The 26,455-nt window shown below is 70.7% G+C and carries 22 protein-coding genes and 1 rRNA gene; 21 read left to right on the plus strand and 2 right to left on the minus strand.

Annotated elements, in window-relative coordinates; all coding sequences use genetic code 11:
- From rrf to obgE, 16 genes are all read left to right on the plus strand, one after another.
- A 5S ribosomal RNA gene (gene rrf / locus ABGA98_RS08985) occupies window positions 1–79 on the plus strand; the annotation flags it as partial.
- 148 nt (window positions 80–227) lie between these two features.
- On the plus strand, window positions 228–1,517 hold the full coding sequence (locus ABGA98_RS08990; RefSeq protein WP_347618333.1) for a folylpolyglutamate synthase/dihydrofolate synthase family protein: 1,290 nt from the start codon (window positions 228–230) through the stop codon (window positions 1,515–1,517).
- On the plus strand, window positions 1,514–1,858 hold the full coding sequence (locus ABGA98_RS08995) for a DUF4233 domain-containing protein (protein WP_347617731.1): 345 nt from the start codon (window positions 1,514–1,516) through the stop codon (window positions 1,856–1,858). Before ABGA98_RS08990 ends, ABGA98_RS08995 begins: the two co-directional genes overlap by 4 nt.
- A gap of 11 nt (window positions 1,859–1,869) precedes the next feature.
- Window positions 1,870–3,435 (plus strand): hypothetical protein, encoded by a 1,566-nt coding sequence (locus ABGA98_RS09000; protein WP_347617732.1) that lies wholly within the window; start codon window positions 1,870–1,872, stop codon window positions 3,433–3,435.
- Window positions 3,436–3,573: 138 nt separating this feature from the next.
- Window positions 3,574–3,984: a nucleoside-diphosphate kinase gene (gene ndk / locus ABGA98_RS09005; protein ID WP_020546379.1), complete on the plus strand. Its 411-nt coding sequence runs from the start codon at window positions 3,574–3,576 to the stop codon at window positions 3,982–3,984.
- Window positions 3,985–4,301: 317 nt separating this feature from the next.
- Window positions 4,302–5,333, plus strand: coding sequence for a rod shape-determining protein (locus ABGA98_RS09010; protein WP_347617733.1), 1,032 nt, complete (start codon window positions 4,302–4,304; stop codon window positions 5,331–5,333).
- On the plus strand, window positions 5,333–6,211 hold the full coding sequence (mreC, locus tag ABGA98_RS09015; protein WP_347617734.1) for a rod shape-determining protein MreC: 879 nt from the start codon (window positions 5,333–5,335) through the stop codon (window positions 6,209–6,211). Before ABGA98_RS09010 ends, mreC begins: the two co-directional genes overlap by 1 nt.
- 355 nt (window positions 6,212–6,566) lie before the next feature.
- Window positions 6,567–7,031: a rod shape-determining protein MreD gene (mreD, locus tag ABGA98_RS09020; RefSeq protein ID WP_347617735.1), complete on the plus strand. Its 465-nt coding sequence runs from the start codon at window positions 6,567–6,569 to the stop codon at window positions 7,029–7,031.
- Window positions 7,028–9,073: a penicillin-binding protein 2 gene (mrdA, locus tag ABGA98_RS09025; RefSeq protein WP_347617736.1), complete on the plus strand. Its 2,046-nt coding sequence runs from the start codon at window positions 7,028–7,030 to the stop codon at window positions 9,071–9,073. Before mreD ends, mrdA begins: the two co-directional genes overlap by 4 nt.
- Window positions 9,070–10,236 (plus strand): rod shape-determining protein RodA, encoded by a 1,167-nt coding sequence (gene rodA / locus ABGA98_RS09030; RefSeq protein ID WP_347617737.1) that lies wholly within the window; start codon window positions 9,070–9,072, stop codon window positions 10,234–10,236. Before mrdA ends, rodA begins: the two co-directional genes overlap by 4 nt.
- A 56-nt stretch (window positions 10,237–10,292) precedes the next feature.
- Entirely contained in the window at window positions 10,293–12,203 is a 1,911-nt protein-coding gene (locus tag ABGA98_RS09035) for a TIGR03960 family B12-binding radical SAM protein (protein WP_347617738.1), read from the plus strand.
- A 153-nt stretch (window positions 12,204–12,356) separates the two neighbouring features.
- Window positions 12,357–13,109, plus strand: coding sequence for a TIGR03936 family radical SAM-associated protein (locus ABGA98_RS09040; RefSeq protein ID WP_347617739.1), 753 nt, complete (start codon window positions 12,357–12,359; stop codon window positions 13,107–13,109).
- Between the two features lie 144 nt (window positions 13,110–13,253).
- The gene (locus tag ABGA98_RS09045; RefSeq protein WP_347617740.1) at window positions 13,254–16,466 is read left to right on the plus strand and encodes an Rne/Rng family ribonuclease; all 3,213 of its coding nucleotides are present in this window, start codon (window positions 13,254–13,256) and stop codon (window positions 16,464–16,466) included.
- Window positions 16,467–16,692: 226 nt separating this feature from the next.
- Entirely contained in the window at window positions 16,693–16,995 is a 303-nt protein-coding gene (gene rplU, locus ABGA98_RS09050; RefSeq protein ID WP_132638318.1) for a 50S ribosomal protein L21, read from the plus strand.
- Window positions 16,996–17,010: 15 nt separating this feature from the next.
- Window positions 17,011–17,268 (plus strand): 50S ribosomal protein L27, encoded by a 258-nt coding sequence (gene rpmA / locus ABGA98_RS09055; protein WP_132516546.1) that lies wholly within the window; start codon window positions 17,011–17,013, stop codon window positions 17,266–17,268.
- 183 nt (window positions 17,269–17,451) lie between these two features.
- On the plus strand, window positions 17,452–18,801 hold the full coding sequence (gene obgE / locus ABGA98_RS09060) for a GTPase ObgE (protein WP_347617741.1): 1,350 nt from the start codon (window positions 17,452–17,454) through the stop codon (window positions 18,799–18,801).
- A 236-nt stretch (window positions 18,802–19,037) separates the two neighbouring features.
- Here the strand turns inward: obgE and ABGA98_RS09065 are convergent, their stop codons facing one another.
- Entirely contained in the window at window positions 19,038–19,808 is a 771-nt protein-coding gene (locus ABGA98_RS09065; RefSeq protein ID WP_347617742.1) for an SDR family oxidoreductase, read from the minus strand.
- Window positions 19,809–19,862: 54 nt separating this feature from the next.
- Here ABGA98_RS09065 and ABGA98_RS09070 point away from each other — a divergent pair, with 54 nt between their 5' ends.
- The 5 genes from ABGA98_RS09070 (at window position 19,863) to ABGA98_RS09090 (ending at window position 25,339) form a co-directional block, all read left to right on the plus strand.
- The gene (locus ABGA98_RS09070) at window positions 19,863–20,462 is read left to right on the plus strand and encodes a helix-turn-helix domain-containing protein (RefSeq protein ID WP_347617743.1); all 600 of its coding nucleotides are present in this window, start codon (window positions 19,863–19,865) and stop codon (window positions 20,460–20,462) included.
- A 1-nt stretch (window position 20,463) separates the two neighbouring features.
- Window positions 20,464–21,591 (plus strand): glutamate 5-kinase, encoded by a 1,128-nt coding sequence (gene proB, locus ABGA98_RS09075; protein ID WP_347618334.1) that lies wholly within the window; start codon window positions 20,464–20,466, stop codon window positions 21,589–21,591.
- 84 nt (window positions 21,592–21,675) lie between these two features.
- Window positions 21,676–22,947: a glutamate-5-semialdehyde dehydrogenase gene (locus ABGA98_RS09080; RefSeq protein ID WP_347617744.1), complete on the plus strand. Its 1,272-nt coding sequence runs from the start codon at window positions 21,676–21,678 to the stop codon at window positions 22,945–22,947.
- Window positions 22,948–22,996: 49 nt separating this feature from the next.
- On the plus strand, window positions 22,997–23,185 hold the full coding sequence (locus ABGA98_RS09085) for a hypothetical protein (RefSeq protein WP_347617745.1): 189 nt from the start codon (window positions 22,997–22,999) through the stop codon (window positions 23,183–23,185).
- 81 nt (window positions 23,186–23,266) lie between these two features.
- A complete protein-coding gene (locus tag ABGA98_RS09090; protein WP_347617746.1) occupies window positions 23,267–25,339 on the plus strand; it encodes a protein kinase in 2,073 nt (690 codons plus the stop codon).
- Between the two features lie 67 nt (window positions 25,340–25,406).
- On the opposite strand, the gene ABGA98_RS09095 is transcribed toward ABGA98_RS09090, so the two are convergent.
- Complete coding sequence (locus ABGA98_RS09095; protein ID WP_347617747.1) at window positions 25,407–26,429, minus strand: M48 family metallopeptidase; 1,023 nt, start codon at window positions 26,427–26,429, stop codon at window positions 25,407–25,409.
- Between the last annotated feature and the right edge of the window lie 26 nt (window positions 26,430–26,455).

The raw sequence follows: 26,455 nt of genomic DNA on the forward strand, positions 1-26,455 counted from the left end.
TCCGAACCCGGAAGTTAAGCTTCTCTGCGCCGATGGTACTGCACTCGGGAGGGTGTGGGAGAGTAGGTCACCGCCGGACAATCTTTTCTGGAGGGGGTTTCGACGCGCACAGCGTCGAAACCCCCTCTTTTTGTGTTGGGGCACCTCCGCGACCGGGCCGCGTCGTGAGCGGTGGGGGAGGTCAGTAGGGTTGGGGTGTGGATTATCGTGCGGTAGAACGCGCGATCATGGAGCGTGGCGTCGAGTGGGATTTCGAGCCGACGCTCGACAGGATCGCGGCCCTTCTTGACGTGCTTGGCTCCCCGCAGCGGGCGTACCCCGTCATGCACATTGCCGGCACCAACGGCAAGACGAGCACGGCGCGGCTGGCAGAGGCGCTCCTCAGGGAGCGCAACCTGAGGGTGGGGCGGTTCACCAGCCCGCACCTGGTGTCGATGCGCGAGCGGATCACCGTTGACGGTGCGCCGCTGAGCGAGGAACGGTTCGCAGAGGTTTACGAGGAGATCATCCCGTATGTCGAACTGACCGACACGCAGGGACGGCGCATCCAGTTCTTCGAGTTGCTGACGGCGATGGCGTTCGCGGCGTTCGCCGACACGCCGGTCGATGTCGCGGTCGTCGAGGCCGGGATGGGCGGCTCCTGGGACGCCACCAACGTCGCGGACGGCACAGTGTCGGTGATCACGCCCATCTCGCTGGACCACACCGATCGGCTCGGGCCCGACATCCCCAGCATCGCCGCGGAGAAGGCGGGCATCATCAAGGCCGGCTCCACCGCCGTGTTCGCCCAGCAGGAGCTGCCGGCCGCCGAGGTGCTGATGAGGCGCGCGGCCGACGTCGGCGCCGTCGTGGCGCGGGAGGGGCTCGAGTTCGGGGTGCTCAACCGTGAGGTGGCGCTCGGAGGGCAGCTGCTCACGCTGCGCGGGCTCAAGGGTGTCTACGACGAGGTCTACCTACCGCTTCACGGCGCCCATCAGGCCGGCAACGCCGTCTGCGCGCTGGCCGCCGTCGAGGCGCTGACCGGCGGCGACGACCCGCTCGACGTCGACCTCGTGCGCCAGGCGTTCTCTGAGGTCGCCTCGCCGGGGCGGATGGAAGTCGTGCGGCGCACGCCGGCGGTCGTGGTCGACGCCGCTCACAACCCCGCCGGTATGCAGGCGACGTTGGAGGGACTGCACGAGGCGTTCGACTTCGCCAAGGTCATCGGCGTGGTCGCGGTCATGCGCGACAAGGACGTCGACGCCTTGCTGGAGTTGCTTGAGCCCGTGCTCGACGAGATCATCGTCACGCGCAACTCCTCTCCTCGGTCGATGACGCCGCAGGAGCTGGGTTCTCTGGCGGTGCCGGTCTTCGGTGAGGAGCGCGTGCACGTCGTCGACCGCCTCGACGACGCCATCGACCAGGGCATCGGCATCGCCGACGCCGAGGGTGAGTTCAGCGGCACGGGCGTGCTCATCACCGGATCCGTGGTCACCGCGGGGGATGCGCGGCTGCTGCTGAAGGCGGATGGTTCATGATGAACTTCGAGATCACCCCAGGGATGCGGCGGCTCGGCGCCAGCGTGCTCGGCATGGAGGCGATCGTCGCCGGGCTGATCACACCCGTGGCGATCAGCGTCGTCGGGGTCGAGCCGTGGCTCGCGGTCACTGTCGGCATCGGCCTGGCCGTGTTGTGCGTGGTCGCCGCGGGCCTGCTCAAGAAGTCCTTCGGCTACGTTCTCGGTAGCGTTGTCCAGGTGCTGGCCATCTGCGCGGGCTTCCTCGTGCCGGCGATGTTCTTCCTCGGAGCGATCTTCGCCGCACTGTGGATCACGGCGATTATCGTCGCTCGCCGTGTCGAAGGCGCTACTACCCGCTAAAGTCGGCCTACATGGCCGTCCCCCCGATCCATCGGTCGCCGCACCCGGCTGGCGCCAGGCTTCCATGGCTGCTCGATGCCGTGCTCGGGCTCCTCGTCGTGGCCGCGCTGCCGCTGGCGATCGTCGCGATCCCCAACACGCTCTCCGTCGTCGCCAAGCTGCTGCCCGGCGACATCGACCAGATCGGGCTCATGCGCACCCATGGGCTCGCCCTGCCCGCGTTGATGCTTACCGTGCCGCTCGCCGCTGTGGCGTTGCGCCGGGTGAAGGCCGCGCACCTCTTGCTCGCCGGGTTGACGCTGGTGGCGCTGTCCGACGCCGCGGGCGGCTATGCCGGGTCCGAGCTGCTGGTGGGAGCGGTGCGCGTGGTGCGTGGCATCGGCGCCGGCCTGATCCTGCCCGCCACGCTCGCGGCCGTCTGGGATCGGGCGCGGGTGCTGCGCGCCCTGTGGGTGGGCACGTTCGGTCTGAGCCTGCTCGCGGCCCAGGCGCTGGCGCTCTGGCCACTCGACGCGGTGAGCAGCTGGAAGGTGACGTTGCAGCCCTACCCGTTGGTGACGGGTGTGGCGCTCGCTCTGGCCGCCGTCCACCTCGTCGGATGGATGCTGCTCGGCCGGCCGTCCACGCAGGCGGCCGACGACGAGGACCGCTGCAGGCTGCTGCTGGCCGTCGCGCCGGCGGCGGGGATCGCCATCATGGCGATCAGCACCGCGAACGAAGGCTGGCGGGCGATCCCGGTCATCGCCCTGGCGGGCCTGGCGGTCGTCGGGTTGCTGGTGCTGGCCTCATTCGGGCCGCCACCGAACCGTACGCTGTCGTACTCGATGGTGGCGGTGGGCGTGGTGCTCCTGCCGAGCGCGGCGCAGGTCACGCTCATGGAGATGGGCGGGCTCGGCGGGCCGGGGCTGCGCGGGTTGTGGGTTCCGTTCGGGTTGGCCGGGTTGCTCGCCGTCGCGGCGGCTGTGGCGGTGCGGCTGTTCGCCGGGATCGCCGCGCGGTGGCTGGTGCCTCTGGGGCTGCTGGCCATGGTCGCGGGCTTGTGCTCGGTCCGGCTGGTCGTGCCTGCCGCTGATGGGCTGGTGCTCGTGGTGCCGTTCACGCTGCTCGCCGCAGGGGCGGCGGTGGCGCTGACGGCGGCGTTGCAGGACGTGGGGTTCGGGGCGGCGGTCTACGGGCTGTCGTTGTGCTGTGCTGGGGTGCTGGCGGGTTTCCTGCTGGGCACCGGGGTGCAGATGACGATGCTCGACGGGGTGCGCTCGGCCCAGGAACTGGTCGACCGCTTTGTCGGGGCCCTGCACTGGTGGGCGTTGATCGGCGGCTTCCTGCTGGTCGTGGTGATCGCGCTCGCCTCGCTGATGGCCCGGCGGCCGGTGAAGGAGGAGGCGCGGTCCCTGCATGACGCCGGCGCGGCGGAGCAGCCCTGCGCCGGAGGGCCCGCGGATGAGGGAGCCCGGGCCGGCACGCCCCCCGAGTCGGCCTTCGACACGGGCCGGCCGCGGTGGGGCGACGAGCGGCGGCCCGAGCCGCCGGCGGTGCCGCCACAGGCGCATTCGCCCGAGGACACCGCCTCCGCTTAGCGAAACGAGGGCGCGGCACGGGACGGTAAGCTGAGGGCCCTGTCATGGCGACGCGTGGGCCCGTGCCCCGCGGAGCGTTCACCGGGCCAGGTCCGGTGCCTGTCGCCGCGTCCCACTCTGTTCGAAGGAGAACATCAAGTGTCCGAGCGCACTCTTGTCCTGATCAAGCCCGACGGGGTTAAGCGCGGCCTCATCGGTGACGTGATCGCCCGCGTGGAGCGCAAGGGCCTCAAGGTCGTGGCGATGGACCTGCGTACCCTCGACGCCGACACCGCGAAGGCTCACTACGCCGAGCACTCCGAGCGGCCGTTCTTCGGCGAACTCGTCGAGTTCATCACCTCCGGGCCGCTCGTCGCCATGGTGCTCGAGGGCCCGCGCGCGGTCGAGGCCTTCCGTGCGCTGGCCGGCGCCACTGACCCGGTCAAGTCGGCCCCCGGCACGATCCGTGGCGACCACGCCCTCGAGATCGGGGAGAACGTCGTCCACGGCTCCGACTCGCCCGAGTCGGCCGCCAGGGAGATCAAGATCTTCTTCCCTGACCGCTTCTAGCCGTCTCCCCTTTCCTGCCGTGCCCGCGTAGCTTCTCGCTGCGCGGGCACGTGGTCTTTTCGCCGGTTTCTTTGCGGGGGCGCGAACAGAGTTTTGTCGGAGCGTTCCCATAGTCTTGCCCGCGGTTGGGTGTTGAGACGTTCCCGCGGCCGGTCGGATGTTGTGGTGCAATCCGGGCAAAATTGCGGTTGAGGTAGGGGCTGGAGATTTTTGAGGGGCGCGGGGGCTCATTGCGCCCGTCGGTGGGTACGTCACGTTACGATTCGAATTCGATCCGTAGTCATTCGCATTGGACGTTACGGAGGGCTCCGTTCCCCATGGGCAGCAAGCTCGCGTTTCTCGGCCGCGACATGGCGGTCGACCTGGGCACCGCAAACACGTTGGTTTACGTGCGCGGCCGGGGCATCGTGCTAAACGAGCCGTCAGTCGTAGCGATCAACACCGCCACCGGCAAGATCGTGGCGGTCGGCATCGAGGCCAAGCGGATGATCGGCCGTACGCCTGGCAACATCGTCGCCGTTCGTCCGCTCAAGGATGGTGTGATCGCCGACTTCGACGTCACTGAGCGGATGTTGCGATATTTCATCCAAAGAGTGCATCGACGCCGCCACCTCGCCAAACCCCGCATCATCATCGCCGTGCCCAGTGGCATCACCAGCGTCGAACAACGCGCGGTCAAGGAGGCGGGATACCAGGCGGGTGCCAGGAAGGTCTACATCATCGAGGAGCCCATGGCGGCGGCCATCGGCGCCGGGCTGCCGGTGCACGAACCCACCGGAAACATGGTGGTCGACGTCGGCGGGGGCACGACCGAGGTGGCGATCATCTCGATGGGCGGCGTGGTCACCAGCCAGTCGATCCGGATCGGCGGCGACGAGCTCGACCAGGCGGTGATCTCGTTCGCGAAGAAGGAATACTCGCTGATGCTCGGCGAGCGCACGGCCGAGGAGATCAAGATGGCGATCGGCTCGGCCTGCCCCACCGGCGAGGAGTCGCACGCGGAGATCCGCGGCCGCGATCTGGTCAGCGGGCTGCCCAAGACCATCATCGTGTCGAGCGAGGAGATCAGGAAGGCCACCGAGGAGCCGGTCAACGCGATCGTCGACGCGGTCAAGACCACGCTCGACAAGTGCCCGCCCGAGCTGTCCGGCGACATCATGGACCGCGGCATCGCGCTCACCGGCGGTGGCGCCCTGCTCAGAGGGCTGGACGAGCGGGTCAAGGTCGAGACGGGCATGCCCGTCCACCTCGTCGACAACGCGCTCGACTCGGTCGCCATCGGCTCAGGTAAGTGCGCGGAGGAGTTCGAGGCGCTCCAGCAGGTCCTGGTTCCGGAGTCGCGACACTGATGAGAGATTCCAACCGTGCCCGGCTGATCCTGGGAGCGCTGCTGGCGGCGGCGCTGGTCATCCTGACCATCGACCATCGCACGGGCGACAACTCGCCCCTGCACCCGCTGCGAGCGGCCGGAGCCTACGTGTTCGGCACGGTGGAGCGACTCGGCGGCGGCGTCGTACGCCCCATCGGCGGGTTCGTGCAGGCGCTGGTGGCCGCTCCCGGCGCTCAGGAACGCATCGACGCCCTCAAGGCGGAGAACGCCAAGCTGCGGGCGGGGATGCTGGTCGGCAAACTCGATTCCGACCGGGCCAAGGAGCTCAAGGATCTGCTCGGCCTTGCCGGTGCGGGCGGATACAAGGTGGTGCCGGCCAACGTCGTCGCCCGGCGGGGAGCGCCCGGGTTCGAGGACGCCGTGCAGATCGACGCGGGCACCAGCGACGGCGTGCGTGCGGAGATGACCGTGCTCAGCGGCGAAGGGCTGGTCGGGAGGGTCATCCGCGCGTCGGCGCACAGCTCGACGGTGGTGCTGCTCAGCGATCCCGCCTCGGCCGTGGGGGCGCGGCTGGAAGGGGCCAAAGAGATCGGCGTCGTGCACGGGGTGGGGGAGCACGGACGGCTCGTGCAGTTCCGGCTCCTCGACTCGACCGCACCGCTGACCAGGGGCGGGCGGATCGTGAGCTTCGGATCGCAGCACGGGAGGCCGTACGTGCCCGGGGTGCCCGTCGGGGTGATCGAGAGGGTCGAGTCGACGCCTGGAGAGCTGACGCGCATCGCCTACGCCAGGCCGTACGCGGATCTGACGGCTCTCGACGTGGTCGGTGTGGTGGTGGAGGCGCCCAAGCGTGACCCGCGTGACGCGGTGCTGCCCCCCAAGGAGAAGGCGCGGTGATCGGGGCGCCAGGAGGGATGACGGTTCTGAGGCCGGGAGTGGACGCGGCGCCAGGTGCGGGCGCCTCTGCGGGCGAGGTGATCGCTCCGCGGCCAGGTGCGGTGACGCCTTCGGATGATCCTCTGGTGGGGTCGGGGGTGAGGGCTGTCGGGGGTTGGGCCCTGGTGGGGTCGGGGGTGAGGGCTGTCGGGGGTTCGGCTCTGGTGGGGCCCGGCGTGAGGGGTTCTCGGGGGTCGGCTCCGGCGGGGCGGGGTGGAAAGACGTTGTGCGGTGAGGCTCTGGCGAGGGCGAAAGTGGCGTCTTCGGGTGGGGCGTACGCCGGGTCCGGTGTGGTCGTCGATGGGGAGGGGTCGCGGTGATCGGGGGGTTGTCCGTGGTGATCGCGCTGCTGGCGCAGGTCATGCTGGTCAACCGGCTGCCGCTGCCCGGCGGGGGCGCGCCTGACCTGGTGCTGCTCGCCCTGGTCGGGACGGCTCTGTCGCGCGGGTCCGCGTCGGGCGCGATGCTCGGGTTCTTCGCCGGCCTGCTGGTCGACGTCATGCCGCCGACCGCGCACCTGCTCGGCCAGTACGCGTTCGTGCTCGCGCTCGTCGGCTATGTCGCAGGGCACGGCGCGGGCGGACCGGTGACGACCGTCGTGTTGTGCGTGCTGATGGCGCCGCTGCTGGCGGCCGGCGTGGGCGGGCTGATCTCCGATTCCCGGGTGACGATGTCCACGCTGACCGAGCAGGTGCCCGTCACCGTCGTCTACACGCTGCTGGTCTCGCCGATCGTGATCTGGCTGACCACACGTGCCGGGCGGGCGAGGTTCTCGACATGATGCGGATGCGGGCGCGGCTGCTGGTGCTCCACGTTCTCGTGTTGACGCTGCTCGTCGTGCTGGCCATGCGGTTGTGGCAGGTGCAGGTGGTGCGCGGGCAGGAGTTCGTGACGCGGGCGACGGAGACCCGGACGCGCACCGTGATCGTGCCGGCCGTGCGCGGGCAGATCCTCGACTCGTCCGGCCGGCCGCTGGTGCGCAACAAGACCGCGCTGGTCGTGTCCGTGGACCGTACGCGGCTCTCGAGGATGCCCGACGGCGGTGTGAAGGTGCTGCGGAAGTTGTCCGCGGTGCTCGACAGGCCGGTGGCGCACCTGCAGCAGCGCATCACGCCGTGCGGGCCCGGGATCGCCAAGCCGTGCTGGACGGGGTCGCCGTACCAGCCGGTTCCGCTGGACGAGAAGGTCGACACCCGTGAGGCGTTGCAGATCCTCGAGCGGCAGGAGGAGTTTCCCGGGGTCACAGCGGAGATCCACTCCGTCAGGCAATATCCGGGAGGCAAGGCAGGCGCCCAGATGCTCGGCTACCTCCAGCCGGTCACCGAGGCGGAGCTGGAGAAGCGCGAAGGGCTCAAGGCCAGCTTCTCGGGGGTGGACCTCGTCGGGCGTGACGGGCTCGAATACGTCTACGACGAGGCGCTGCGAGGCAAGGCGGGGCTGCGTAGGGTGCAGGTCGACCGGATGGGCAAGGCGCTCGGCGTCGAGGAGCAGACCACTCCCATTCCGGGCGACCACCTCGTCACCAGCATCGATGCGCGCGTCCAGAACGTGGTGGAGAAGGCACTCGCGCGGGCCATGAAGTCGGCGCCGGCAGCCGATGGCGGGGCCGGGGTGGTGCTCGACGCCCGCAGCGGGAGGGTCGTGGCGCTGGCCAGCGCCCCCGGCTACGACCCGGCGATCTGGGCGGGCGGGATCTCAGCGCGCGGATACCAGTGGCTGATGTCGGAGAAGTCCGGCAAGCCGCTCGTGTCGCGGGCGATCAACGGCCAGTTCGCGCCGGGTTCGACGTTCAAGGTCTCGTCGGTGACCTCCATGTTGCGGGCCGGCTACCCGCTCAACGGCAAGTACAGCTGCCCCGGCTCCGTCATGGTGGGCGGACGGGCGTTCAACAACTTCCGCGGCATCCCCCTGGGCACGCTCGACCTGCACATGGCGCTGGTCAGATCATGCGACACGATCTTCTACCAGGCCGCCTTCGAGCAGTACTTGAAAGACGGCGGCCGCAACCCGAAGAAGACGCCGAAGGAGGTGTTCGCCAACGTGGCGAGGTCCTTCGGCTTCGGCGGGCCGACGGGCATCGACCTGCCGGGCGAGTCGTCGGGGCGCATCCCCGACCGGGCCTGGAAGAAGGACCTGTGGAACCGCACCAGCGCGGTCAACTGCGAGCGGTCGCGCAAGGGCTATCCGGAGGTCAAGGACCGTGCGCGGGCGGAGTTCCTGAAGCGTCTCGCGCTGGAGAACTGCACCGAGGGGTTCCTGCTGCGGCCGGGTGACGCGGCCAACTTCTCCATCGGCCAGGGCGACGTGCTGGTGACGCCGCTCCAACTGGCCAGGGCGTACATGGCGCTGGTGACCGACGGAAAGCTGCGCAGCCCGCGCATCGGGTGGGCGCAGGTCAGGCCCGACGGCAAGGTGGTCAAGACCATCGACGTGCCGGTGGTGGGCAAGCTGCCGCTCAGCGAGAAGGAGCGGCGCTACATCAAGAACGCGCTCAGCCAGGTGCCCTCCGACGGCACCGCCGCCGGCGCCTTCGCCGGATTCCCGATGAACAAGGTACGCATCGGCGGCAAGACCGGAACCGCCGAGGTCTGGGGCAAGAAGGACACCGCGTGGTTCGCCTCGTTTGCACCCACCCAGAACCCTCAATACGTCGTGGTCGTCATGATCTCTCAGGGTGGGATGGGCGGCTCGGCGGCGGCGCCGGCCGCGCGCGAGATCTACGAGGGCATCTACGGCATCAAGCGGCCCCCGGCGGTGCCCGGCGGGCGGTTGACGACGCGGCTGCCGACGTTCGCGCCTGACGGAACGGTGGCAAGAGGATGACGGGCCGCACGGCCGCCGTCCGGCGCCCCTCGCTGCTGCGGCGGGTGGCAGGCGAGAACTCTGCCGTGCGGCGCTTCGACGGGCTCATGCTGGTCGCGGTGGCCGGGCTGTGCGTGATCGGCACGCTGCTGGTGTGGTCGTCCACCCGCACCTGGGCGCCGGGGGCGACGGGACTGGTCAAGAAGCACCTGCTCAACCAGGCGCTGGGCGTGGTGCTGTGCGGCATCGTGGCCTCGGTCGACCACCGGGCGATGCGGGCGTACGCGCCGCTGGTGTTCCTGATGTCCCTGGTGGGACTGGGACTGGTGATCACTCCGCTGGGCGCGACGATCAACGGTTCGCATTCGTGGATCCTGCTCGGCGGCGGGTTCGCGGTGCAACCGTCGGAGTTCGCCAAGGTGGGCCTGCTGCTGATCACGGCGATGCTGCTGGCGCAGCCGGCGGAGGGGTCCGACCGGCCGCGCGGGTTCGACGTCGTGCTGGCGCTGCTCGCCGCGGCGCTCACGATCGGGTTGGTGATGCTCCAGCCCGACCTCGGCACTGCGATGGTGCTGGCGGTGATCGCGGCGTCAGGGTTGATCATCGCGGGGGTGCGAAAACGGTTGATCGTGGCGCTGACGATGGTGGCGGGCGCCGGAGTGTTCGCGGTGTTCTACTTCCAGTTGCTGGAGCCGTACCAGGTGGCGCGGTTCACCGCGTTCGTCGATCCCAGCGTGGATCCGCGAGGGGTGGGCTACAACAGCACGCAGTCGCTGATCGCGATCGGCTCGGGGCAGCTGCTGGGCAAGGGGCTGCTGGGTGGCGGGCAGACGACCGGGCGGTTCGTGCCCGAGCAGCACACCGACTTCATCTTCACGGTGGCGGGAGAGGAGTTCGGCTTTCTCGGGTCCGTCACCGTGGTGCTGCTGCTCGGCGTGGTGCTGCTGCGCGGGCTGAAGATCGCCAGGCAGTGCGAGGACCGGTTCGGGACGCTGGTCGCGGGGACGATCGTGTGCTGGTTCGCGTTCCAGATGTTCATCAACGTGGGGATGACGATCGGGATCATGCCGATCACCGGGTTGCCGCTGCCGTTCGTGTCGTACGGTGGTACGGCCACGTTCGCCAATCTCATCGCGGTCGGGTTGTTGCAGGCCATCAGGGTGCGCGGTCATTCGTTCACCTGAAGGCCCTCAGGGGGCTGCGGACCTGTCACCGTCTGAACGCCGCTACCCTTGACGGTATGCCTGTCGAGTCGATTTTCCACCGTCTGGAAGCGTTGCTGCCCAAGGTGCAGAAGCCGATCCAGTATGTCGGGGGCGAGCTCAACTCGACCGTCAAGGACTGGGACTCCGCCGAGGTGCGGTGGGCGTTGATGTATCCCGACGCCTACGAGGTGGGCCTGCCCAACCAGGGTGTGGCGATCCTCTACGAGATCCTCAACGAGCTGCCGGGCACGCTGGCCGAGCGCACCTACGCGGTCTGGCCCGACCTCGAGGCGCTCATGCGCGCCGAGGGCATCCCGCAGTTCACCGTCGACGCGCACCGGCCGGTGCGCGCCTTCGACGTGCTCGGGGTGTCGTTCTCGACCGAGCTCGGCTACACCAACATGCTGACCGCGCTCGACCTGGCCGGCATCCCGCTGACGGCGGCCGACAGGGGCGACGACGACCCCATCGTGCTCGCGGGGGGCCACGCGGCCTTCAACCCGGAGCCGATCGCCGACTTCCTCGACGCGGCCGTGCTCGGCGACGGGGAGCAGATCTCCATCGCCATCTCCGAGGTCGTCCGCGAATGGAAGGCGGAGGGCCGCCCCGGCGGCCGCGACGAGCTGCTGACGCGGCTCGCCGAGTCGGGTGGCGTCTACGTGCCCAAGTTCTACGACGTCGACTACCACCCCGACGGCCGCATCAAGCGGGTCGCGCCCAACAGGGCCGACGTGCCGTGGCGGGTGCACAAGCACACCGTGATGGACCTCGACGAGTGGCCCTACCCGAAGAAGCCACTGGTTCCGCTGGCGGAGACGGTGCACGAGCGGTTCAGCGTGGAGATCTTCCGCGGCTGCACGCGCGGTTGCCGGTTCTGCCAGGCAGGCATGATCACCCGGCCGGTGCGCGAGCGTTCGATCACCACGATCGGCGCCATGGTCGAGAACGGCGTCAAGGAGTCCGGCTTCAACGAGGTCGGCCTGCTGTCGTTGTCGTCGGCCGACCACTCCGAGATCGCCGACGTCGCCAAAGGCCTGGCCGACCGCTACGAAGGCACCAACACCTCGCTGTCGCTGCCCTCGACCAGGGTCGACGCGTTCAACATCGACCTGGCCAACGAGTTCTCGAGGAACGGCAGGCGCTCGGGCCTGACGTTCGCGCCCGAGGGCGGCTCCGAGCGCATGCGCAAGGTGATCAACAAAATGGTCACCGAGGAAGATCTGATCCGCACCGTCACCACGGCCTACTCACAGGGGTGGCGGCAGGTCAAGCTCTACTTCATGTGCGGGCTGCCCACCGAGCAGGACGAAGACGTGCTCGGCATCGCCGACCTGGCCAAGAAGGTCATCAAGGCGGGTCGCGAGATCACCGGCAGCCGGGACATCCGCTGCACGGTCTCCATCGGCGGTTTCGTGCCCAAGCCGCACACGCCGTTCCAGTGGGCCGCCCAGGCCGACCACGAGACCGTCGATCGGCGGCTCAAGGCGCTGCGCGACTCGCTCAGGGGCGACAAGCAGTACGGCAAGGCCATCGGCTTCCGCTACCACGACGGCAAACCCTCGATCGTCGAGGGCCTGCTCTCGCGCGGCGACCGCCGTGTGGGCGCCGTGATCCGCGCCGTCTGGGAGAGCGGCGGCAGGTTCGACGGCTGGAGCGAGCACTTCTCCTACGAGCGCTGGATGGCGGCGGCCGAGCAGGCCGGCGTCGACGTCGCCTGGTACACCACGCGCGAGCGGGAAGAGAACGAAGTCCTCCCGTGGGACCATCTCGACGCCGGGCTCGACCGCGAATGGCTCTGGCAGGACTGGCAGGAGGCCGTTACCGGCGGTGAGGTCGAAGACTGCCGCTGGACCCCGTGCTACGACTGCGGAGTCTGCCCCACCATGGGGACAGAAATTCAGATCGGCCCTACCGGGCGAAAACTCCTTCCTCTGACGGTGGTCTAGCGCGCTCAGTGGGCGAGCCGTGTCACGGCGTACACGTACACACGCCGGCGCGGCTTATCCTGAGGGGAAGGAACTCTTACAAGGGAAGGACGACAAGCTCTGAAACCTGTTCCCGAAGGGCCTCCGCCCGCGCCCACGGTGCAGCGCCTGCGTGTGCGTTACGCCAAGCGCGGCCGCCTGCGCTTCACCAGCCACCGCGACATCTCGCGGGCCGTCGAAAGAGCGGTCCGCCGTGCCGGCATTCCGGTGGCCTACAGCGCGGGCTTCTCGCCTCACCCGAAGATCTCCTACGCGGGCGCGGCGCCGACCGGCGTCGCCAGCGAAGCCGAATACCTCGAGATCGGTGTTACCACGCCGTGCGTTCCTGAGCAGGTCAAATCCGGCCTCGACGGGTCGTTGCCGCCCGGGCTCGACGTGCTCGACGTTGTGGAGGCGGGGCCTGGTGGTCTGGCCGACCGCTTGGAGGTCTCCGACTGGGAGGTGCGGCTGCCCGGTGCCGACCGTGAGCTCGCCGAGGTGGCGGTGGGGAAGTTTCTCGCGGCAAGCACGGTGGACGTCGAGCGCCTCACCAAGAAGGGCCCCCGCCGCTTCGACGCGCGGGAGGCCGTCCTGAGGCTCGTGGTGTCCGAGGGAACAGACAGAACCGCAGCTCAGGTGCATGGACGACCGTGTGTCATACTGCGCATGGTTGTTCGGCACATGACGCCTGCCGTTCGACCCGACGATGTGCTCACAGGGCTGCGCCTTGTGGCCGACTTCGCGCCGCCGGTTCCCCCCGAGGTGACCAGGCTGGCGCAGGGGCCGCTCGACGCCAGCACCGGTGCGCTTGCCGACCCGCTCGACCTGGACCGCGACACGACGCGCGGCGGCGAGGCGGGACCGGCGGGTGAGCACGTCGCCGGTTAAGGGAGTGCCCTGCGCGAGCCGGGCACGACCGTTGACAGGACTTGGCGCCGGCGCCCCCTCATCGGGGGAGCCGGCGGACAACGAGACACGAGGGCTCCTGCGCGGCGCGGCGACGCGCCCGGGAGCTGACGGGAGAGCGCCCGCATGCTCGACAACGAGCCCAACGCCGGGGCCACTGGCCCTGACGGGGAGACAATTGAACAGCCCGAGGTGACCAAGCGTCGCCGTTCCGCCCGCCGGCCCGCGGGTCCGCCGCCGGAGCCCGACGAGCCGGCCTCCGTTCCGGTCACCGTTGCAGCCGCGCAGGCGGCGCCGTCGGTGGCTGAGGTGCAGCCGGTGCAGATCAACGCCGTGCAGCGTGCCGCCGGTGAGCCCGCACCCGAGATTCTCGCGGAGGCCGCCGTCACGACCGGCGGAGCTCCGAGCAACGGTGACACGGCCGGCGGGGTGCGAAGCGGCGACACCGGCGAGGCCGCAGGTGTCGGCGGCACGGTCGTTGAGACCGCGGCCGGTGGCACGGTCGCCGCGGCTCCCGACACGGACGGTGGAGGGATGAGCGCGGCCGGTGCCGCCGAGGCCGGCGCGGGTGCGCCGGCGGCCGAGGAGAAGCCCAAGAGGGCCACGCGGACACGGTCCACGGCCACGACGACACGCCGGCGTACCACGAAGAAGGCCGCGGAGGCGCAGGCCGAAGAGGCGGGAGCGCTCCCCGAGAGCGCGGCGCCCGCCGAGGAGGCCCCGGCGAAGCGGCGCAGGACCCGCAAGAAGGCTGAGCCTGAGCCCGGGGCGGTCGCCGAAGAGCAGGAGGGCGTGACGACGCCCGCCGGCGGCGCGGTCGCCGTGGGCGCGCCCACAGGCGGTGCCGAGGCCGCCGCCCCGTTCGGCACGGACGAGGGCGCCGGCGGCCGTGACACCGAGGACCTGGCCGCTGACGTCGCCGCCGTGGCGGCCGGCGAGGCCGAGGTCTCGCAGGCCGGCGCGGGGACGGCGGCCAAGGCGAAGGACGCACGGGCCGGTGCAGGGACGGTGTCCGAGGCCGAGGGCTCGTCGGCCACGGCATCCGGGGCCGAGCACTCCGGAGGGGACGTCGAGGTGGCGCCCTCCGGCGCGGACGTGGCGCCTTTCGCGGCCGCCGGCGGGCAGGACGACGAGGACATCATCGAGATCCTGCCCGAGGACGAGCCGCTCGACGACGAGCCCGCGGGAGAGGACCTCGACGAGGAGGTCGACCGTCCGAGCCTGCTCGCCGACCCGTTCGGGCTGACCGCGCGCAGGCAGGACGAGCCGGGCGCCGCGTTCCGGCGGCCCGCGGCCATCTTCGCGCCGTTGTTCCAGGCGCCCGACCCCAGCAGGGCCAAGCCCGCCGTCACCAGGCGGGCCGAGCCGCCGCAGCCGGTCGCCGAGCCGGAGGAGGCCGAGGAGCCGGTCGACGAGACCGCGATCGAGGACGAGCCCGACACCGACACCGACACCTCCGACGAGCAGGAAGAGGAGGGCGGCGGCCGTCGCCGTCGCCGCCGTCGCGGCGGCAGGGGCCGTGGCAAGTCACGCGAGCGCGACGAGTCCGAGGACTCCGACGAGCAGGAAGAGGACTCCGACGAGGGGCAGAGCGAGGAGACCCAGGAAGAGGAGACCTCCAGCTCGCGCCGCCGCCGCCGGCGTCGGCGCCGTGGCACGGATGAGGGCGTGGAGCCGGCCGGCGACGACCCCCCGAACACGGTGGTGCGCATCCGCGCGCCGCGCTCGGGACGTTCGGCCGGGTATGACATCGCCACTGACGGCGTCCAGAGCGTGCGCGGCTCGACCAGGCTCGAGGCGAAGAAGCAGCGCCGCCGCGAGGGGCGCGAGCTCGGGCGCAGGCGCCCGCCGATCATCACGGAGTCGGAGTTCCTGGCCCGCCGAGAGTCCGTCGACCGGATGATGGTGGTGCGCAGGCAGGGCGACCGCACCCAGATCGCGGTGCTGGAGGACGGCGTGCTCGTCGAGCACTACGTCAACCGCGAGGCAAGCCAGTCCTACGTCGGCAACGTCTACCTCGGCAAGGTCCAGAACGTGCTGCCCTCGATGGAGGCGGCGTTCGTGGACATCGGCAAGGGCAGGAACGCCGTCCTGTACGCCGGTGAGGTGAACTTCGACACGGCAGGTCTCGAAGGCCAGCCGAAGCGCATCGAGTCGGCGCTGAAGTCGGGCCAGTCGGTGCTCGTCCAGGTCACGAAGGACCCGATCGGGCACAAGGGTGCGCGGCTCACGTCGCAGATCAGCCTGCCGGGCCGCTATCTGGTGTACGTTCCCGACGGGTCGATGACCGGCATCAGCCGCAAGCTGCCCGACAAGGAGCGCGCACGGCTCAAGAGCATCCTGAAGAAGGTCATGCCGGAGAACGCCGGCGTGATCGTGCGCACCGCCGCCGAGGGCGCCTCGGAGGAAGAGCTGGCCCGCGACGTGGCCCGCCTGTCCGCGCAGTGGGAGAACATCCAGAAGAAGGCCAAGTCGGCCAGCCCGCCCGAGCTGCTGTCCGCCGAGCCCGACCTGACGATCAGGGTCGTGCGTGACGTGTTCAACGAGGACTTCACCTCGCTGGTCGTGCAGGGCGCCGACGCCTGGGACACCGTTGACGAGTACGTGAAGTACGTCGCGCCGCATCTGGGCGAGCGCCTGTCGAAGTGGGACGCGGGCCAGGGTGACGTGTTCGAGTCGTACCGGATCGACGAGCAGCTCGCCAAGGCGCTGGAGCGCAAGGTGTGGCTGCCGAGCGGCGGCTCGCTGGTGATCGACCGCACCGAGGCGATGACCGTCGTCGACGTCAACACCGGCAAGTTCACCGGCCAGGGCGGCAACCTCGAAGAGACCGTCACGCGCAACAACCTGGAGGCGGCCGAGGAGATCGTCCGCCAGCTCAGGCTCCGCGACATCGGCGGGATCATCGTCATCGACTTCATCGACATGGTGCTCGAGTCCAACCGCGACCTGGTGCTGCGGCGCATGCTGGAGTGCCTGGCCCGCGACAGGACCAAGCACCAGGTGGCCGAGGTGACCTCGCTGGGGTTGGTCCAGATGACCCGTAAGCGGGTCGGTCAGGGCCTGCTGGAGGCGTTCTCGACGGCCTGCGACTGTTGCAACGGGCGCGGGCTGATCATCTCCACGGAGCCGGTCGAGGCCAAGCCGGAACCGCGCGGGACGCAGGGCAAGATGGCCGTCGAGAAGGCGGTCGCCGACAAGGTTTCCGCGGCGAAGGTCTCCGGCAACCGTGATACTGTGACCGGTGCGCTTGAAGAAGTCCCCGCTGAGGACGACCAAGCCAGCCAGACTTCCGGCAGGGGGCGGAGACGCTCCCGCCGAGCCAAGTCAGCCGAGTAACTTCGGCGGGCTTCCGACGTTCCGTCCGGTTCGCCTAGGGCGCCGTTAATCCGGTACCCTGGTGAATCGGTGCGTCAGGTGACGTGCCCTGTTGGCGCGCTTACTCGGTTCGTCGGTTTTGACAGGCCGAATGACAGGCGCAGCATTCGGAGTCAGCGGCCATTCCCGCGCGGGGTGGCCGGGGTCTCAGTGCAGTGCAACAGTGAGTCAGTAGAAGGGTTCCGCGGTGTACGCGATCGTTCGTTGCGGCGGCAGGCAGCAGAAGGTCTCCGTCGGTGACGTCCTCGAGGTGGACAAGGTCGCCGGCGAGGTCGGCTCTTCGGTTTCGCTGCCGACGGTGCTCGTCGTCAACGACGGCGATGTGACCACGGAGGCGGGCAAGTTCACGGTCAACGCCGAGATCCTCGGCGAGACCAAGGGCCCCAAGATCCGCATTCTCAAGTACAAGAACAAGACCGGTTACAAGAAGCGCCAGGGTCACCGTCAGCGGTACACCCAGGTGAAGATCACCGGCATCGACCAGGCCTGATCGGGAGTTTGAGAGATGGCACACAAGAAGGGCGCGTCGTCCACCCGGAACGGCCGTGACTCCAACGCTCAGCGCCTGGGCGTCAAGCGCTTCGGCGGCCAGCTGGTCAACGCGGGCGAGATCATCGTCCGCCAGCGTGGCACCCACTTCCACCCCGGCGACAACGTGGGGCGTGGCGGCGACGACACGCTGTTCGCGCTGGCCGCCGGGCACGTGCAGTTCGGTGTCAAGCGCGGGCGCCGGGCCGTCAGCATCGTTCCCGTCACGGAGTAGTTTCCTCCCGGGTTTCGCAGCCAAGGGGTGGATCGATCGAGTGTCGATCCACCCCTTGGCGTTTTTCGGGGATGTTCTGCGGCCCCGCGCTTGTTGAACAGGCGACCGCCCGGCGTGAGGACTGCCGCCGGGCTCGTTGGTGTAGTGGAGATGCCCCTGCCGGGGTGATGGAGAGGGTGCTTGATGCCGGACTTCGTGGACCAGGTGGTCCTGCACATCAAGGCCGGTGACGGGGGGAACGGGTGCGCCTCCATCCACCGGGAGAAGTTCAAGCCGCTCGGCGGCCCCGACGGGGGCAACGGCGGGCGGGGCGGCGACGTCGTCCTCGAGGTCGATCCCAACACCGCGACCCTGCTCGACTATCACTACCGCCCGCACCGCAAGGCCGGCAACGGCAAGCAGGGTCAGGGGTCCAACCGCGACGGCGCCAACGGTGACGAGGTGGTCCTGCCCGTGCCCAACGGCACGGTGGTGAGGGACAGCGCCACGGGTGAGGTGCTGGTCGACCTCGTGGGAGTCGGCACACGCTACGTGATCGCCCAGGGCGGGCACGGCGGGCTCGGCAACGCGGCGCTGGCCACCACCCGGCGCAAGGCGCCCGGGTTCGCGCTGCTCGGCGAGCCGGGCGACGAGCTCGACGTCATGCTGGAGCTCAAGAGCGTCGCCGACGTGGCGCTGGTCGGGTTCCCCAGCGCCGGGAAGTCGTCGCTGATCGCCGCGCTGAGCGCGGCCAAGCCCAAGATCGCCGACTACCCGTTCACCACCCTCGTCCCCAACCTGGGCGTGGTGACGGCCGGCGACACCGTGTTCACCGTCGCCGACGTGCCCGGGCTGATTCCCGGGGCGTCGCAGGGCAAGGGGCTCGGGCACGAGTTCCTGCGCCACGTCGAGCGGTGCGACATGCTCGTGCACGTCATCGACTGCGCCACCATGGAGCCGGGGCGCGATCCGATCACCGACTACGAAGTGATCGAAGCGGAGCTTCGGGCGTACGGCAAGCTCGACGACCGGCCGCGGCTGGTCGTCCTCAACAAGGCCGACGTGCCCGACGCCAGGGAGCTGGCCGAGCTGGTCACCCCGGACTTCGAGGCGCGAGGACTGAAGGTCTTCACGATCTCGGCCGCCACGCACGACGGGCTGCGCGAGCTCACGTACGCCATGGGCGAGTGGGTGGCCGCCGCCAGAGCCGCCAAGCCGGTCGAGGAGCCCACGCGGCTGGTGATCCGGCCCAGGCAGCTCGGGGACGCCGGCTTCTGGGTGCGGCGGGTCAACGACAACCTGTTCCAGGTCACCGGCGAGAAGCCGGAGCGGTGGATCAGGCAGACCGACTTCAGCAACGACGAGGCCGTGGGCTATCTCGCCGACCGGCTCGAACGGCTCGGGGTGGAGGAGGAGCTGGCGAAGGCCGGCGCCCGCGCGGGGGTCGAGGTGGTCATCGGGCCCATGGAGGGCGGCTACGTCTTCGACTGGCAGCCCACGCTCCACGCCGAGTCGATACGGGGTCCGAGGGGCTCCGACAGCCGCCTCGGATAGGCCTTCTCCTGGCTCGCCCGCCCACGAGGGCGCCGGCCGCCCGCCGCCCTCGTGGGCGGGCGTGCCAGGGGCCAGGGGTCCCGTGGTGGCCCAGTGTGGTGGTTGTCCCCGTTCCGGCGGGCTTGTGCCTGGCTTCGAGCGTTTGCCCGCCCGAGGGCACGGCGTGATGGCGTACGGCGGGTGCACGGTCAGGACGGGGGGCCTGCGGAGGGGCGGCTCGACGCCGGCCTGCCTGGTCAGGGGCGGAGGGTGGCTTCGGCGCCGCCGTCGGCGTAGAGGATCTGGCCGGTCATGAACGCGTTGTCCGGGCTGACCGTCCACGCGAGCAGGGACACGATCGCGGAGACGGGCCCGGGGAATCCGAGGGGCTGGGGCATCATGGAGGACACCAGCGCGCGGGTGGCCGGATCGTCCAGGAACATCGTTCTCGCCGTCTCCGTGTCCACCACACCCGGTGCGACCGCATTGAGCGGAATGCCGGCCTCCGCCCAGGCAGGGCTGACGGCGGCCCGGCGGAGCCAGCGGTTGAGCGCCAGCTTGGTGGACGGGTAGACGATGCGGCCCCGGCCGGCCTCGACGGCGGTCGTGACGGCGGCCACGGCTGCCTCCTCGTCCATGGACAGGCACGCGTCGACGATGGTGTCGTCGGCGGCCACGATCGCGCTCAGCGAGGAGACGGCGACCGCCCTGGGCCGGTCTGATCCGGCCAGAAGGGGCCTGATGCCCTCCAGGGTCGCGATCGTGCCGAAGAAGTTGAGCCGCGCGGTGAGCGGCGACGGGGCGGCGCTGCCGGCCACGGCGATCAGGCCGTCGACCCGGCCGTCAGAGGCCGCCACCACCGCTGAGGCGAGCCGTTCGCGGCCCTCCGGTGTGGTCAGGTCGGCGGTCACGTCGGCGTCGCGCACGTCGCAGCGGATCACCCGGTCGCCGCCCTTCTCCAGGTGGTCTGCGGTGGCGGCGCCGATGCCCGACGCGGCACCGGTCACGACGTAAGTGCGGATTCCCATGGACAAATTACTACATCGAATGAATTGATGCAGTCAATGTAGTAATGTGGGCGTATGGCGGAGGGGATGAGGGAACGGAAGAAGCGGCGTACGCGCGAGGCGCTGATCGCGGCGGCGGTGGAGTTGTTCCGGCGGCAGGGCTACGAGGCGACGACCGTCGCCCAGATCGCGGCCGCGGCCGACGTGTCGACCAGGACGTTCTTCCTGCACTTCGCCACCAAGGAGGACGTCGTCCTGGCCGACGCCGGCACGCGGGTCGAGCTGGCCGTACGGACCATCGAGGGGCGGGGGGCGGACGAGTCGCTGCCCGACGTGCTCGCCACGGCGGCCGAGCGCATGATCAGCGAGGTCACCGGTTCCGACCTGGCCACCGGGATGGCCGACGTCCGGGTGAAGCTGATGCTGACCGTCCCCGACCTGCAGGCCCGGATGATGCGGCGGCTGCTGGACGCGCAGCGGCGCATCGTCGACGCGTTGTGCCGGAGCTATCCGGAGGAAGGCGACGTCGTGGTCGTCGGGGCGCTGGTGGGGGCGCTGGTGGGGGCGGTGACCTCGGCCGCCGCGTACGCGCTGCGCCGGGGTGACACGCCGGAGGAGGTCGCCGCCGCCATGCGCGCGGCGGCCGGTCGCGTCGCACTTTCCGGCAGCCGATAAGCTGCCAGACGTGCGGGAACAGCTCAGCTCGGCGTCCAAGGTCGTTGTCAAGGTCGGCTCCTCCTCGCTCACCACTCCTCAGGGCATGATCGACGTCGACCGGGTCGACGCGCTGGTGGATGTGCTGGCGGCGCGGCGCCTGGCCGGAACGCAGATCGTCCTGGTCTCCTCGGGAGCGATCGCGGCGGGCCTCGGCCCGCTGGGGCTGACCGCGCGACCACGTGACCTGGCCACCCAGCAGGCGGCCGCGTCCGTCGGGCAGGGTGTGCTCGTCGCCCGCTACACCTCCTCCTTCGCCCGCTACTCCCTGCGCGTCGGCCAGGTGCTGCTGACCGCCGACGACATGATGCGCCGCGCCCACCACGCCAACGCCCAGCGCACTCTCAACCGGCTGCTCGAGCTGGGCATCGTGCCCATCGTCAACGAGAACGACACGGTGGCCACCGACGAGATCCGCTTCGGCGACAACGACCGGCTGGCGGCGCTGGTGTCGCACCTGATCCACGCCGACGCGCTGGTGCTGCTGTCGGACGTCGACGCGCTCTACGACGGCCCGCCGAGCCGCAGCGGCTCGCGCCGCCTGACGGAGATCCGCGGCGCCGGCGACCTGATCGGGGTCGAGCTCGGCAGGAGCGGCGCGGCCGTGGGCACCGGCGGCATGGTGACCAAGGTGCAGGCGGCCAGGATCGCCACCGGGGCCGGAGTGCCCGTGGTGCTCACGGCGGCCGCTCACGCGGCCCAGGCGCTGAGCGGAGCGGACGTCGGCACCTACTTTCACCCCGGCGGCCGCCACCCCGGCACGCGCCTGCTGTGGCTCGCGCACGCCACCACCGGGCGTGGCCGGCTCCACCTCGACCAGGGCGCGGTCGACGCCATCGTGGGCCGGCGCAAGTCCCTGCTGCCGGCAGGGGTGACGTCGGTGGAGGGCGAGTTCGCCGCCGGCGACCCCGTCGACCTGTGCGAACCGGAAGGCCTCGTGGTGGCACGCGGCCTGGTCAACTTCGACGCCGCCGAGATCCCCGGCCTGCTCGGGCGCTCCACGTGGGAGCTGGCGAGCACGCTGGGTCCGGAATATGAGCGCGAGCTGATCCACCGTGACGACATCGTCATACTGGAAGCCCACAGTTGAGAGCCGGATGCCCGACCGACGGGCCCCGGTGACGAAGGACGGCCGGGGCGCCGGGCGCCCCGGGCAGCGGAGCGGAGCGTAGCCATGAGCACAGAGTTCCTGAAGGTCGCCCACGCGGCGCGAGAGGCCGCCGCCGAGCTGGCCCCGCTGCCTCGGGCGCCGAAGGACCGGGCGCTGCGCGCCATCGCCGACGCGCTGGTCGCGCACGCGGCGCCGATCGTCGAGGCCAACGCCAAGGACGTCGAGCAGGCCAGGTCCCAGGGCACCGCCGAGGCGATGGTCGACCGGCTGCGGCTCGACGAGGCCAGGATCGCGGCCATCGCCGAGGCCGTGCGCCAGGTCGCCGACCTGCCCGACCCGGTCGGCGAGGTCGTGCGCGGCGCCACGCTGCCCAACGGGCTCGAGCTGCGCCAGCTCAGGGTGCCGCTGGGGGTGATCGGCATCATCTACGAGGGCCGCCCCAACGTCACCGTCGACGCCGCCGCCCTCTGTCTCAAGAGCGGCAACGCGGTGCTGCTCAGGGGCTCGTCCAGCGCTCACTCCTCCAACGCCGCCCTGGTGCGGGTCATGCAGGACGCCCTGGCCGGCACCGAGGTCCCGGCCGGGGCCGTGCAGCTCGTCCCCGGGCTGACCCGCGACTCGGTCAAAGAGCTCATGCGCGCCCGCGGCCTGGTCGACGTGCTGATCCCGCGCGGCGGCGCGTCGCTGATCAACTCGGTGGTCGAGGAGTCCACTGTCCCGGTGATCGAGACCGGCGTCGGCAACTGCTCCGTCTACGTCGACGCCGACGCCGACGTGGACCTGGCCGTGCAGATCCTGGTCAACGCCAAGGCGCAACGGCCCTCGGTGTGCAACGCGGCGGAGACGTTCCTGGTGCACGCCGACGTGGCCGACGCGTTCGTGCCCCGGGCGCTGCGGGCGCTGGCCGAGGCGGGCGTGACCGTCCACGGCGACGCGAAGATCGCCGCGTACGGCGAGGTCGTGCCGGCCACGGATGACGACTTCCGCGCCGAATACCTCTCGCTCGACATCGCCGCCGCCGTCGTCGGCTCGCTGGAGGAGGCGGTGGCCCACATCAGGCGCTACGGCTCCGGCCACACCGACGCCATCGTCACCAGGTCGCAGAGGGCCGCCCGCAGGTTCGTCGCGCTCGTCGACTCGGCGGCCGTGGCGGTCAACGCCTCGACGAGGTTCACCGACGGGGGCGAGTTCGGCTTCGGGGCGGAGATCGGCATCTCCACACAGAAGCTGCACGCGCGCGGCCCGATGGGGTTGCCCGAGCTGACGTCCACCAAGTGGATCTACACCGGTGAGGGGCATTTGCGCACGTCGGAGGGCACGGTGGTGGCCGGTTAACCGGCGTGTCGGCATGGCCGGCGCCTGACGACGCGGTTTGACTGGGGGCATGGAAATTGTCGTCGCCCTCGCCCTCATGGCCGCGGTGTTGTTCGGCGCCGACCGGCTGCTGCTCCGGCTGGAGAGCCGTGGCCGGGTCAACTGGCGCAGGAACAATCGCAGGCGGCTGTCCGAGGCGCCCACAGCCGAGCTCGACAGCATGCTGTCCGCCGGGCCGGCCACTCAAGCGCGCCGTTAACCTTCGGCGTGCCTCACGCGGTGACTCGCGTCACGGCGCTAGGGTTGTGTCCCTTATGGGCGCGCCGGGCGGGGAGGGACGGTGAGCAAGCTCGGCAAGGTGGGGCCGTACACCCTGGTCGAGCGGCTCGGCCGCGGCGGCATGGGAGAGGTCTATCTCGCCTCGATCCGTCGCGGCGAGCACGTCGCACTGAAGGTCCTGCACGACCTTGCCGAGGACGAGACCTCGCGCATCAGGCTGGAGCGCGAGGTCCGCGCGCTGCGCAGGGTCGAGAGCCCCTACGTCGCCAAGGTCCTCGACGCGGACCTGGGCTGCGCGCGCCCCTACCTGGTCATGGAGCACATCGAGGGCGCCACGCTGCTCGATCGTGTACGCCAGAACGGCCCGCTCGACGACGCCGACCTGGTCGACCTCGCCCAGGGCATCGCGGCGGCGCTGGCGATCATCCACGCGGCCGGAGTCGTCCACCGGGATCTCAAGCCGGGCAACATCATCATGGGCGCCGGCGGGCCGGTCCTGATCGACTTCGGCATCGCCCAGGTGCTCGACGCGACCCGGCTCACCATGACGGGCACGTTCCTCGGCACGCCCGGCTACACCGCGCCGGAGATCTTCGCCGACGAGCACGTCGACTCGCCCGCCGACGTGCACGCGTGGGCGGCCACGGTGGCGTTCGCGGCGACCGGGCGGCCGACGTTCGGGCGGGGCACGGCCGAGGCGCAGATGTACGCGGTGCTGAACGGGCAGGCCGACCTCAAGGGCGTGCCCGTGCAACTGCTGCCCCTGCTGCGGGCGGCGCTCAACAGGGAGCCGGGCAAGCGGCCCACGGCGGCGTTGCTGGCCGATCGGCTGTCGCGGCTGGCCAGGGCGGCGAGCGGGGCCGATCCCGAGCCCGCGGCGACCGGTGGACGGGCCGTCGAGGTGGCCGAGGAGGCCGGCAAGGGCACGGCCGTACGCAGCCGCACGACGGAGGACTCGGCGCGCGGACGGGCCGGTGGCACGGGTGTGGACGGCAAGGTGCCTGCGCCGCGCGGCCGTACGAGCGCCGACGGCAAGGGCGCGGCGGCGCGCGGCCGTGGCACCGCGGACGGCGCGGCGGTCCGGAGCCGGGCGGGCACGGACGGTCCCGCGGCGCGCAACCGCGCGAACCCGGACGGTTCCGCCGCGCGCGGCCGGTCAGGTGCTGACGGAGCCGCCGTTCGTGGCCGCGCGGACACGGAGGGGGCCGCGGCGCGAAGCCGGGCGAGTGCGGACGGGGCCGCACGGAACAGGGCGGGCACGGACGGGGCCGCACGGAACAGGGCGGGCACGGACGGGGCCGCACGGAGCCGCTCGGGCACGGACGGGGCCGCACGGAACAGGGCGGGTACGGAGGGATCCGCACGGAGCCGCTCGGGCACGGACGGGGCCGCGGCACGGAACCGCACGGACGGTGTTGCTGCGGCGCGGAGCCGTGTCCAGGCAGAGGGCAAGGTGCCCGCGCCGCGGAGCCGCGCGAGTGTCGACGGCAAGGTCACGGGGCCGCGGGCCAAGGTGGCCGCGCCACGTCAGCGGACGGCGGCGGCCGTGCGCGCGAGGGCCGCGACCAAGCCGCAGGACAAGCGGAAGACGGGCCTGCGCTCCGAATCGTCCACCACGCTGCCCGCGGGCAACGGCGCCCTGCTGTTGCTCGCCGCGCTGGCCGTGCCGTGCGTGGTGACCTCGGTGATCTGGCCGATCGCCTCCATCGCCATCACGACGGTGCTCGTGGTGCTGACCAGGACCCTCTGGATGAGCCACTGGCTGGTCAGGAACCGCAGCTCACGGGCCACGCGCGTGGCCCTGCGCGTGCTGCTCTTCCCGCTCGCGCTCGCGGCGGCGACGACGACGGCCGCCGTGTGGCCCGGCGTGCCCGTCGCGGTGGCGTCGGGCGGGGCGCTCTGGGCGACCGGCGGGGGTCAGATCGACGCTGACTGGTGGCAGCAGCCGGCGCCGGTGACCGTGGCCGGCGTGGTGTTCGGGATGTTGTGCGGTGGTTTCACCGGGCGCGAGATCGAGCGCATCGGCCAGCGCCTGCCCGATCTGCGCAGGGAAGGGCTGCGCGCACTGGCCGTGCTGGGCGGGTTCGTCGCCCTGTGCGCGGCCGCCGTGCGCGCCATCGCCCTGCTGCTCTGATCCGCCGTCGCCGTGCGCGGCGGATCACGCGGTCGATCACGCTGATCGGCCGCGTGCGGCGCTCCCGTCAGCCCTGGCCGCCGTCGCGGCGGGAGAAGCGGTTGAAGATGCGCTCGCCCGCGTTGACGGCGCCCTCGGCCACGTCGCGCAGGACGCCGATGAACGGGTCCTGCGACTGCTGCCATGAGGCGCGGTAGGACTCGGCCGCGGCCTTCATCTCGTCGGTCACCCGGGCGTTGGCGTCGTCTTCCCTGCGCGGGTAGTCGCCGCCGATGATCCGGTCGTATTCGCCGCTGCGCTGCCACTTGTCCAGCTCCGCCACGCGCACCACCGCGAACGGGTGGGTGGTGCCGAGCAGGTTGAGCACCTTGAGGAAGCCGTCGCGAAGGTCGCCCGCGGTGTCGTATTCCTGGTATTGCGCCAGGAACGCCTCGATGTTCATCTCGTGGGTGTAGTCGCCGCCGGCGAGCTTCATCAGCGCGCGCTTGGCCGCCTCGGGGTTCTGCCCCGTGAGCAGGCCGCCGCGGTCGGAGGACAGCTCGGACTTGCGGTACCACTCCTCCAGGCCCGCGACGATCGCGCGCAGGCCGATGTAGCCGAGCGGGATCCAGGCGACGCGGGTGGCGAGGCGGGTGAGGATGTCGAGCATCGTCCGGTAGACCGCGTGCCCCGACAGGATGTGCGAGGTCTCGTGGCCGATGACGAAGCGCTGCTCCTCCTCGTTCATGAGGTTGAGCAGGCCGGTGGTCACGACGATGAACGGGTCGTCGAAGCCGATGGCCTTGGCCTGGACCTGCGGGTCCTGCTGGACGTAGATCTCGGGGATCCGGTGCAGGTCGAGGGTGTAGGCGGCGTCGCGGCCCATGTCGTAGAGCGCGCGGAACTGGGTCTCGCTCACGCGTACGGCCGACGCGAGGTACATCAGGCGCAACCGGCGCTCGCTGACGAGGCCGGACATCTGCTTGAGAACTGTGTCGAACCCACTCAACTTACGCAGAGCGACCAGGGCGGACCGGTCTGCGGGGTGTTCGTAGGCTCGGGACGATATGCCGGGCAGTTGGACGCGGTTGCGGTCCGGGGTGGTCGTCATGCCCGGCATGCTACGTCCGCAGCGGA

Source organism: Nonomuraea sp. B1E8 (genome assembly GCF_039871515.1).
Classification (GTDB): domain Bacteria; phylum Actinomycetota; class Actinomycetes; order Streptosporangiales; family Streptosporangiaceae; genus Nonomuraea.

Bases quoted from the DNA above. Each gene is read 5' to 3' on its own strand.
- ABGA98_RS08990 (WP_347618333.1), top strand. From the start codon at position 228: ATGGAGCGTGGCGTCGAGTGGGATTTCGAGCCGACGCTCGACAGGATC.
- ABGA98_RS08995 (WP_347617731.1), top strand. From the start codon at position 1,514: ATGATGAACTTCGAGATCACCCCAGGGATGCGGCGGCTCGGCGCCAGC.
- ABGA98_RS09000 (WP_347617732.1), top strand. From the start codon at position 1,870: ATGGCCGTCCCCCCGATCCATCGGTCGCCGCACCCGGCTGGCGCCAGG.
- ABGA98_RS09010 (WP_347617733.1), top strand. From the start codon at position 4,302: ATGGGCAGCAAGCTCGCGTTTCTCGGCCGCGACATGGCGGTCGACCTG.
- mreC (WP_347617734.1), top strand. From the start codon at position 5,333: ATGAGAGATTCCAACCGTGCCCGGCTGATCCTGGGAGCGCTGCTGGCG.
- mrdA (WP_347617736.1), top strand. From the start codon at position 7,028: ATGATGCGGATGCGGGCGCGGCTGCTGGTGCTCCACGTTCTCGTGTTG.
- rodA (WP_347617737.1), top strand. From the start codon at position 9,070: ATGACGGGCCGCACGGCCGCCGTCCGGCGCCCCTCGCTGCTGCGGCGG.
- ABGA98_RS09035 (WP_347617738.1), top strand. From the start codon at position 10,293: ATGCCTGTCGAGTCGATTTTCCACCGTCTGGAAGCGTTGCTGCCCAAG.
- ABGA98_RS09045 (WP_347617740.1), top strand. From the start codon at position 13,254: ATGCTCGACAACGAGCCCAACGCCGGGGCCACTGGCCCTGACGGGGAG.
- rpmA (WP_132516546.1), top strand. From the start codon at position 17,011: ATGGCACACAAGAAGGGCGCGTCGTCCACCCGGAACGGCCGTGACTCC.
- obgE (WP_347617741.1), top strand. From the start codon at position 17,452: ATGCCGGACTTCGTGGACCAGGTGGTCCTGCACATCAAGGCCGGTGAC.
- ABGA98_RS09065 (WP_347617742.1), bottom strand. From the start codon at position 19,808: ATGGGAATCCGCACTTACGTCGTGACCGGTGCCGCGTCGGGCATCGGC.
- ABGA98_RS09070 (WP_347617743.1), top strand. From the start codon at position 19,863: ATGGCGGAGGGGATGAGGGAACGGAAGAAGCGGCGTACGCGCGAGGCG.
- ABGA98_RS09080 (WP_347617744.1), top strand. From the start codon at position 21,676: ATGAGCACAGAGTTCCTGAAGGTCGCCCACGCGGCGCGAGAGGCCGCC.
- ABGA98_RS09085 (WP_347617745.1), top strand. From the start codon at position 22,997: ATGGAAATTGTCGTCGCCCTCGCCCTCATGGCCGCGGTGTTGTTCGGC.
- ABGA98_RS09095 (WP_347617747.1), bottom strand. From the start codon at position 26,429: ATGACGACCACCCCGGACCGCAACCGCGTCCAACTGCCCGGCATATCG.